Origin of the sequence: Lentzea aerocolonigenes, from assembly GCF_000955955.1 — a bacterium.
In the GTDB taxonomy this organism is placed as follows: Bacteria; Actinomycetota; Actinomycetes; order Mycobacteriales; family Pseudonocardiaceae; genus Lentzea; species Lentzea aerocolonigenes_A.
Window position 1 is genome coordinate 1 of the sequence record NZ_JYJG01000596.1, and the last position, 1,263, is coordinate 1,263.

A 1,263-nucleotide genomic window follows, 5' to 3' on the forward strand; every position below is an offset into this window, starting at 1 on the left:
ACGGCGAGTGGAACGCGTGCGACACCTTGAGCTGCTTGAACTTGCGCGTCGTAGACCCGTCGAGTTGTTCAACAATCCCACGAGTCTCTTGTTCAACACCGGCGATGACCACCGCGTCCGGCCCGTTCACCGCCGCGATCGACACGCCCGGAGTGAGCAGCGGCGTGATCTCGTCCTCGCTCGCCTCGATCGCGATCATCGCGCCACCGGCCGGCAGCGCCTGCATCAGCGAGGCCCGCGCGGAGATCAACGTGCAGGCGTCCTCCAGGCTGAACACGCCCGCGACGTGGGCGGCCGCGATCTCGCCGATCGAGTGGCCGGCGAGCCGGTCGGCCTTGATCCCGAACGACTCCGCCAGCCGGAACAGCGCAACTTCCAGCGCGAAGATCGCGGGCTGCGCGTTGCCGGTCTGGTCCAGCAACGCCGCGTCCTCGCCCCACATGATCGTGCGCAACGCCGGGTCGAGGTGCGCGAGCACGGCGTCGAAGGCGTCCGCGAACACCGGGAACCGCTCGTACAGCTCACGTCCCATGCCGAGCCGCTGCGATCCCTGCCCGGTGAACAACAGCGCCAGGTCGCGCTCGGCCGTCTCTCCCTTGGCGATCTCCACGCCGTCGACGAGCACCACCCGGTGCTCGAACGCGCTGCGCGACACCGCGAGCGAGTAGGCGAGGTCGAGCGGCGAAGCGTCAACAGCACCAAGGCGCGCAAGCTGATCAGCCAGCGCCTCCTCGGACCGGCCCGACACCACCAGCGGCAGCACCGAAGCGCTGGTCGTCGCCACCGGGACAGCGGGAGCGAACTCCGGCGCCTCCTCGATGATCACGTGCGCGTTCGTGCCCGAGACACCGAACGACGACACACCGGCCCGGCGCGGATGACCGTTGCCCGTCCAGTCGCGGCGAGACGTGAGGAGCTCGACGTCGCCGGTCTTCCATTCCACAGTGGACGAAGGCGCGTCGACGTGCAGAGTCTGCGGCAGCACGCCATGACGCAAAGCCATGACCATCTTGATCACGCCCGCGACACCACCGGCCGACTGCGGGTGGCCGAGATTCGACTTGATGGAGCCGAGCAGCAGCGGCGTCTCCCTGTTCTGCCCATACGTCGCGAGCACGGCCTGAGCCTCGATCGGGTCGCCCAGAGTGGTGCCAGTGCCGTGCGCTTCGACGGCGTCCACTTCGGACGGCTGAAGCCCGGCGTTCGCCAGCGCCTGCCTGATCACCCGCTGCTGCGACGGGCCGTTCGGCGCGGTCAGGCCGT

At 69.0% G+C, this 1,263-nt stretch carries 1 protein-coding gene; it reads right to left on the bottom strand.

Features of this window, described 5'->3' with window-relative positions; all coding sequences use genetic code 11:
• Positions 1 to 1,263, bottom strand: a 1,263-nt coding sequence (locus UK23_RS47750; RefSeq protein WP_045318509.1) for an acyltransferase domain-containing protein, incomplete at both ends; no start/stop codon positions are given.